The sequence below is a fragment of the Deltaproteobacteria bacterium genome (genome assembly GCA_016874775.1).
Lineage (GTDB): Bacteria > Desulfobacterota > Binatia > Bin18 > Bin18 > VGTJ01.
Window position 1 is genome coordinate 1 of record VGTJ01000236.1, and the last position, 7,440, is coordinate 7,440.

Annotated in this window: 6 protein-coding genes and 1 tRNA gene; 4 read left to right on the forward strand and 3 right to left on the reverse strand. The window is 53.9% G+C overall.

Features of this window, described 5'->3' with window-relative positions:
* Positions 1-398 precede the first annotated feature (398 nt).
* Positions 399-3,530, forward strand: a complete 3,132-nt coding sequence (locus tag FJ147_25930; GenBank protein ID MBM4259326.1) for a hypothetical protein — start codon at positions 399-401, stop codon at positions 3,528-3,530.
* 151 nt (positions 3,531-3,681) lie between these two features.
* Here the strand turns inward: FJ147_25930 and FJ147_25935 are convergent, their stop codons facing one another.
* The 3 genes from FJ147_25935 to FJ147_25945 all read right to left on the reverse strand — a co-directional run bounded on the left by FJ147_25935 (position 3,682) and on the right by FJ147_25945 (position 5,759).
* Positions 3,682-4,647, reverse strand: coding sequence for a flippase-like domain-containing protein (locus FJ147_25935; GenBank protein ID MBM4259327.1), 966 nt, complete (start codon positions 4,645-4,647; stop codon positions 3,682-3,684).
* A gap of 27 nt (positions 4,648-4,674) precedes the next feature.
* The gene (locus FJ147_25940; protein MBM4259328.1) at positions 4,675-5,655 is read right to left on the reverse strand and encodes a metalloenzyme; all 981 of its coding nucleotides are present in this window, start codon (positions 5,653-5,655) and stop codon (positions 4,675-4,677) included.
* A 31-nt stretch (positions 5,656-5,686) separates the two neighbouring features.
* Positions 5,687-5,759: transfer RNA gene (locus FJ147_25945), tRNA-Arg, on the reverse strand.
* A 245-nt stretch (positions 5,760-6,004) separates the two neighbouring features.
* Between FJ147_25945 and FJ147_25950 the strand changes: the two genes are divergently transcribed.
* The 3 genes from FJ147_25950 to FJ147_25960 all read left to right on the forward strand — a co-directional run bounded on the left by FJ147_25950 (position 6,005) and on the right by FJ147_25960 (position 7,193).
* On the forward strand, positions 6,005-6,244 hold the full coding sequence (locus tag FJ147_25950; GenBank protein ID MBM4259329.1) for a dodecin domain-containing protein: 240 nt from the start codon (positions 6,005-6,007) through the stop codon (positions 6,242-6,244).
* A 50-nt stretch (positions 6,245-6,294) separates the two neighbouring features.
* Complete coding sequence (locus FJ147_25955; protein MBM4259330.1) at positions 6,295-6,504, forward strand: dodecin domain-containing protein; 210 nt, start codon at positions 6,295-6,297, stop codon at positions 6,502-6,504.
* A 200-nt stretch (positions 6,505-6,704) separates the two neighbouring features.
* Positions 6,705-7,193, forward strand: a complete 489-nt coding sequence (locus tag FJ147_25960; GenBank protein ID MBM4259331.1) for a macro domain-containing protein — start codon at positions 6,705-6,707, stop codon at positions 7,191-7,193.
* Positions 7,194-7,440 lie beyond the last annotated feature (247 nt).

Consider the following 7,440-nt stretch of genomic DNA (forward strand, 5'->3'; position numbering starts at 1 on the left):
CCAAACGCGGGCCGAAGAAGCCAGTACCTCACAAACTGAGTGGCAAAAAACAAACGCACGTATCGACTGCGCGGATTCTGGCGATGCGACGGTAGTCAACCGACCTTTACAGGGATGGGTAGAGAGCACCCCCAGGGTCACCCAGGTCAACAACCCACCTAGAAGACTGTATCGACGCCTCCGCATAATTTGCCCTCCTTGCATTCTCGGTCAGCATCTGGGCTGCCGGAATTTGCCAAATTTCTTTTTTTTCCCCACGACGGCTTCTCTTCTTGTTGCCCTCTGTGTTATAACGCCGCCTACTCCCGGCCATTTGCCCAGATTGCAATAGCCGGAGTTTTCCGGATAAGTCATAACGAAACGGTAAATTCTTGGTTACATTTTGGTAACAACGGACTATGAGACCTGGAAAATCCTCACCGGCGACAGCTCTGCACCTTGATACCATCAACCAGTGTCTACGTCTGGGCGGACGGAACGTCCCGCTCACGCCGAAAGCGTTTCTCGTCCTCCGCCACCTCATGGGTCGTCCAGGGCAACTCGTCACTAAAGAGGAGTTGTTGAATGCGGTCTGGCCGGAGGTGTACGTCAGTGACGCTGCACTCAAAGTGATGATCCGCCGCTTACGACAGGCCTTGGGCGATGAAGCGCAGATTCCTCGCTTTATCGAAACGATCCCCTGGCGTGGGTATCGATTCATCGGTGCGATAGCAAGTGCAGCGACGGAAAACGCTCACAGGACAAAACGCACTACTCAACGTCAACAAGAAAGAGCCAGGAGGCAAAAATCACAGATCGAAGGAAAAGAGGAGACGAAAGGCTGGAAACTTCAGGTCACCTCCCCTTCCTCACTAACCTCTCACCTCAAGTCTCTCGCCTCGACTATCGTTGGACGAGAAGCGATCCTATCCCAACTTCACTCACTGTTATCTTCCCTCCTGCAAGGGAATCGACAAACTGTCTTCCTCACAGGAGAACCGGGCATAGGAAAGACCGCAATTGTCGAGGCGTTTCTTGCCGAGGTAGCTGCTGATCCACGGTTTTGGGTCGTGTCTGGACAGTGCATTGAACACTATGGTCCTGTCGAGCCCTACCTTCCCATCCTCGATGCCCTTGAGCGTCTGTGTCGTCTCCCGGGCAATGAACGGTTCGTCGCTAGGCTCCGGCAGTACGCGTCCATGTGGCTGGTCCACATGCCGTCACTCATCTCTGCGACCGAACTCAAACGTCTTCGTCGCTCTTTAGGGGGAACCACGTCCGATCGCATGCTGCGAGAGTTCGCTGAAGTATTGGAACACTTGACCGCGGAAAGACCGTTAGTGCTCGTCATCGAAGACGTACACTGGAGTGACTCAGCCACACTCGATCTCCTCGCTTTTCTCACCCGGCGTGCTCAGCAAAGTCGGCTTCTAGTCTTGAGTACCTATCGTCCAGAATTTGTCACAGACAGTTGGCATCCGTTGCCGGGTTTGACACGTGAACTTTCGACGCACCGACAATCCCTCACCATCGCGGTAGGATGTTTGGATGAAGCGGCTGTCCTTGCCTATCTCACTCAACGTTTTCCCTCGGCTGACTTTCTTCCCACGTTGGCACACGCGTTATACCAACGCACCGAGGGCAATCCGCTGTTCATGCTCAATATTGTTGAATATCTCATTGCCCAGGGCGCCCTCCGCCAAGAGGCTGGCCAGTGGCAATTCCTTGCTGCAAACACAGATATTCACACGATCGTTCCCGCCAACGTACAACAATTGATCGAAATGCAGATCGAGCGCCTTGCGCCTGATGAACAACACCTTCTTGAAGTCGCGAGTGCCGTCGGCACGGAATTTTCCGCTGCGGCTGTCGCCGCGGCAACCGACAGCCCGATTCCGACCGTCGAAGAACACTACACCCAGATGACACGTCGGTTTCACTTCTTACGTTCGCTGGGCATCAGTGAATGGCCCGACGGCACCCTCGCTCAGCAATACACCTTTATCCATTCGCTCTATCAGAATGTGTTCTATCAACGCATGCCTGCCGGAAAACGAACCCACGTGCACGCCCGCATCGGTCAACAACTAGAAGCCGCGTATGGAACTCAGGCCGAGCAGATTGCAGTGGAACTGGCCATGCATTTCGAACGGGGACGCGATTTTCGCCGCGCGGTGCAGTACCGACGGCACGCCGCAGAAACCGCCTTGCAGCGCTATGCCTACCGTGAAGCGATCGAACATTTCACCGTCGGTCTCGAATTACTCAAAGGCACTCCAACTTCAGAGGATCGCGTCCAGCAAGAAATTGCGATTTGCAGTGCCTTAGGTACGGCACTCACGGCAACGCATGGCTATGCTTCGGTGGTGGTCGAACGTACCTATGCCCGTGCTCATGCGCTGTGGCAACATGCGAGCAGCACCGCCCAGCCCTTCCCGGTGCTGCTCGGCCTCTGGGGGTTTTCTCACGTTCGCGCTGAACTTCAGACGGCGCTGGTTCAGGCTCACCAATTGTTAGAAGTCGCCGAGACGACACCAGACCCTCAGTATGTGTCGCTGGCTCATAACGCGCTTGGTTCTACGCTCTTTTGGCAGGGCGATCTCTCAGCTGCGCGGCAGCACTACGAGAACATTCTTTCGATGAGCAATTCAACGCCTCAGCACTCGACGGATTTTGTCGATAACCCTGGAGTCCTCGCCCGTTCATCACTCGCTGTCATTCTCTCGTATCAAGGAGAAACTACGCTCGCACGTACCCAAGCAGACGATGCCCTGGCCTTGGCAGAGGAACAGGCTCACTACTACAGCTTAGCTCTGGCTCGCTGCCATATCGCAGCGATGTACCAGATACGACGAGCGCTGCTCGCCACCCAAGCAATGGCAACCACGGCAATGACCTTGGCAGCCGAGAAAGGATTTCCGTACTGTCTTGCCTGCAGCACTGTCCAGTATGGGTGGGCGCGTGCCATGCAGACGGAAGGGCGAGAGGGGATCGAGCAAATTCGCCAGGGATGTGCTGCGTATCAAGCGACTGGCGCAGTCTTGTGGCACGCCTACTTTCTTGCGCTCCTGGCGGAAGCGCAACTGATCGCGGGACAAACAACAGAGTGTCTTCAGACCCTAGCCGAAGGAATACCCCTCGCCCGCACACGCGGGCAACGGATTCCCCAGATAGAGCTATGCCGCATCAAAGGGGAACTCCTCCTGGCATCAGAAAGCGAAATTTACAGAAAAAAAGGGACGCGTGGCTGGGGGCTAGGGACCAGGAAAGACAAGAGTCCAGAGTCTAACGTCAAAAGTCTCGGCTCTCCCCTTCCTAGCACCCAGGCATCAGCAGCAGAGCAATGTTTTCTCGAAGCCCTTGAACTCGCTCGCGCTCAGCAGGCCAGGGCCTTGGAGTTCCGTCTCGCTATTCGCCTCAGTCGCCTGTGGCAGCAGCAAGGTAACGGAGATCGCTCTCGGCATCTCCTGACCCCACTCTACGAACGATTGAGCAACGAACAAGACAGTGCCGACCTGCATGAAGCACAGGCGCTGCTGACCTCCTGTTAACTCCGGTTAAGAAGCTGTTGAAAAACTCTTCGACAAGCTCAGGGGTAACGGAAACAGAACTGAAAAAGGTATGAGATACCCCGTTCGTGCTGAGCCTGTCGAAGCACGGTTTCGTTTTTTGCACTGCCTCTGCGGAATGTATCAACAGCTGCTAAGAAGGAGACTGCTCTGACGCTGCCTTGCCTAACTGCGAGGGCCAGAGAGGCAGGCCAGAACGGAACAACTCGATCAACCCAACAATGACGATGGGGAAATACTGCGCCGCATGCGCGATGAGGGAAAAACCAAGCGCCTCATCTTTCGGCACAGCATAAAATTGCAGGGCCAGTTCCATTGCCACTTGATAAGTTCCGAGAAAGCCGGGAGCGGCAGGAATGGCAGCAGCAAATACGGTGAAGATCAAAACGACAAACGTAGCTTGCAATGGCAAAGAAAAACCACAGGCATGCAGCAAGATCCAATAGTACCCCCCAAGAGCAAGCCAAATGGCCAGAGAATACAAGAGTGCTCCGATTACTTGCGGTACACTCTGTAATGCGGCAAAGCCGCTCGAAAAATTTCGCATAACGGCCGCAACGCGAGGCGGGAATCTGGTAAAGGCAGCTTCTCCTTGTCGTACCAATAACCAACCTCCCCCCAGCACCACCCCGCACAGGCTCAAGATGATCAAGTTGGCACGCTGCAACCAGTCGGGGAGAGGAATACCAGAAAGCGTCGCCACAAGAATAATGGCAACCGCTACGGTATCCCACACTCGCTCCAAAACTGTTGTTGCTACTGCAGTACTGAGACGAAGCGAGGCTAGCTGAGCGAGGGCGTATGGGCGAATAACCTCGCCAACTCGCAGCGGCAGTACATCGTTCGCCATGAAGCCAATCCACGTTGCCGACCAGAAAGGCCGAAAGGGCACGGCTTGGACTGGGGTCACAAAGAGTTTCCAGCGCCATGCACGGAGAGACAAAAACACCACCAGCATCCCTAACGCAGGTAACAATCCTAGCAAGTTGGTTCGCGCAAGGGCCACTTGCACTTTTGCCCACTCCACATCGTGAAGCGCGTAGTACCCACTCACCACACTAATCGCGATACCAAGAAGGATTTGTACGTATTTCACCAAGCTCCTCGCGTGGGTGGCAGCGCGTGACTAGCGGATTTTCCCTTCCACGAACGGGACTTCGTAGACTTTCTCATGGTTGATGGGACCATGACCAAAGTATCCTTCTTCACCGAATAACTCCCCGTGATCAGCTGTCACAGTGATATAGGTGTTAGCCGGGACAGTATCGAACAAGCGCGCAAACACCTCATCAAGATAACGCACGGCATCGAGCTGCCGTTGGCGAAGTTGATCGAGTTTTGTCTGATCGAAGAATTGTGGCACGGCATCCTCAGCTTCGACGAGTTTGCCGCCAACTACCGCATCATCAAGATGTTTGAAGACACCGTGAACGCCATGAATGCGTGGCCACTGATTCTCGGGTTCATCAGGAAGCGCATAGGGGTAGTGCGTTTCTCCAACATTCAACAAATAGAATGACGGCTGGTCGGGCGCGAAGGTCAGGCGATCGAGCATCGCTGCCATATCGTTGTGTTTGGGCATGAGGGTGAACATATCGAAGTCACGATTGATCGGTGTGGCCGGATTCAACACCGGCAGTGATACGAGTGCATGCGTGCGGTAGCCAAGTTTCTGTTTAAGCAGCGTCGGTAAGAACAAGTGCGGAATGAAGCTCTTAAACTCAATCTGCTCAGTTCCCAGCCGTTCGTTATATTTGAGGAAATCGCGCTTATAGTACTCCGAGGCGTACACGTGTTGTGGACTGGAGTGCGGCAGCAATCCCATCAACAGATTGTAGTGCGAAGGCGCGGTCCACGACGCATAACTCCAGCGCCGTTCAATGGTGCCAAGGCGACTCAGTGTACGTGGTGCCGCAGTGACCAACGTGTCATACCGGCAACTATCCAGAATAACGATGATGTAATTATTACGTGGCCGAGCAAGTAGTGGCAGTTGTGGCTCTGGTTGGGAGCGGGTCACAGAGACAGCTGGCGGAGGTGGAGCAGAAGTCGCGGCAGCGTTCTCGTCTGCTGGTCGGGTACGGAAGTGCTCAAGGAAACGTTTCATGGAGTGTTAGCGTATCTGGGGATAAAGGGAGCGCACCCGGGGAGATTCGAACTCCCAACCGACGGGTTCGAAGCCCGGCGCTCTATCCATTGAGCTACGGGTGCGCATGAGGAAAATCAGGTACTACCGGTAGGAGGAAACTATTCTTCTCCTTGTGGCTATCCCTCTTGGGTGACAAAAGTATGCCGCGGTTCATGAAAGTGCAAGGGCGCTTAACTATCTTCTCATTTTTAGGAATCCGCTCGCCCATGATTCCTATTTTTGCGAAAACTCGGCTCATTATTTCATAAATCCCTGCGTTTTAGGCGGCATGACCTGTGCACGTCCGTACCGATGAGGAGGAAGCGCTATGGAAGATAAAACGTACGTCATCACGGAGATTGTCGGAGTGGCCGACAACTCAATCTCTCAGGCTGTGAATAACGCCATTGCGCGAGCGCATCAGACTCTTAAAGCATTGGATTGGTTCGAACTCAAAAATGTCCGCGGTACCATCACCAATGGCAAAGTGAGTCAATATCAGGTGACGCTCGACGTCGGCTTTCGTTACCTCAGCGGTGAGGAACTGCGTGCCTGGGCAGAGAACTAGTCGTTCGCTTTCAACCCATAATCGTCCCATAGACATAAGAGGAGAACGTTATGCAGGAAAAGACGTATAAGTTGATCGAAATCGTCGGTGTATCGTCAACCTCAATCGAAGATGCGGTACAGACTGCCATTGGTCGTGCCAGTCAGTCTTTGAAAAATCTCGACTGGTTCGAAATCGTCGAAGCGCGCGGGGCAATCCAGAACGGCAAAGTGAGTGAGTTCCAAGTAAAGTTGAAGGTTGGCTTCCGTTTGATGTCGTAGCACTCCATTAATGGAGTTTTTCAGGAGAACGAAAGGAACGTCATTCCCGCGCAGGCGGGAATCCAGGAGCATACAACACTGCCCTCTGGTTATGACTTCTGAATTCCGGGTCTCGCGCTGCTCGCCCGGAGTGACACCTTTCCATCCTTCAGCGTCATTGAAATGAACTACAAGTAACCCTCTATCCAAGGAGCCGCTGCATGATCCATGAAGTCACAGGCGACATCTTACTCACCAAAGCTCACGCCCTTGCACACGGCATTGCCCCCAATGATCCCTTTGACCAAGGGCTAGCACGGGCATTACGCGAACAGTGGCCAGCATTGCATAAGGATTATCATCACTATGCGAATCAAACCCATCCTAAACCTGGAGAAATCTGGACGTGGGGAACATCAGGAAAACGCATCTTCACCTTACTGACCCAGGAGGGTGGGTTTGAGCATGGTGCACGTCCTGGACGTGCAACAGTCGAGAACGTCAACCATTGTCTCCGTCGTTTACGACACGAAGTCGAGAAGGAGCAGATTACCAGTCTTGCACTCCCGCGGCTGGCAACAGGCGTCGGACGCTTAGCGTGGGAGGCTGTCAAACCACTTATCGACAGACATCTGGGCGATCTCAAGATTCCAGTGTTGGTCTACACCAACTACAGACCAGGCGTACAGGCAGTTGAGGCTGGGGTGTAGAAACTGACAGAGCACGGGCAGTAATTGCCCGTGCTCTGAAATGTACCGGCTCAATCGGCCTTCACCGAAAGTAAGCCGGAATAAGTGAAGCAATCTAAGGCGGTGGCAGGAAACAACTTACCGCAATAGTGATTGACCGGAGTGGAGAGCCTCTGCACAAGAGCAGGGATGAGAGACGAGACCATTGTGTGCTGGCTTCGGTCTAAGTATCGAAGTCTGGTCGAAGAGCTGGATGAACGCGGGCGAC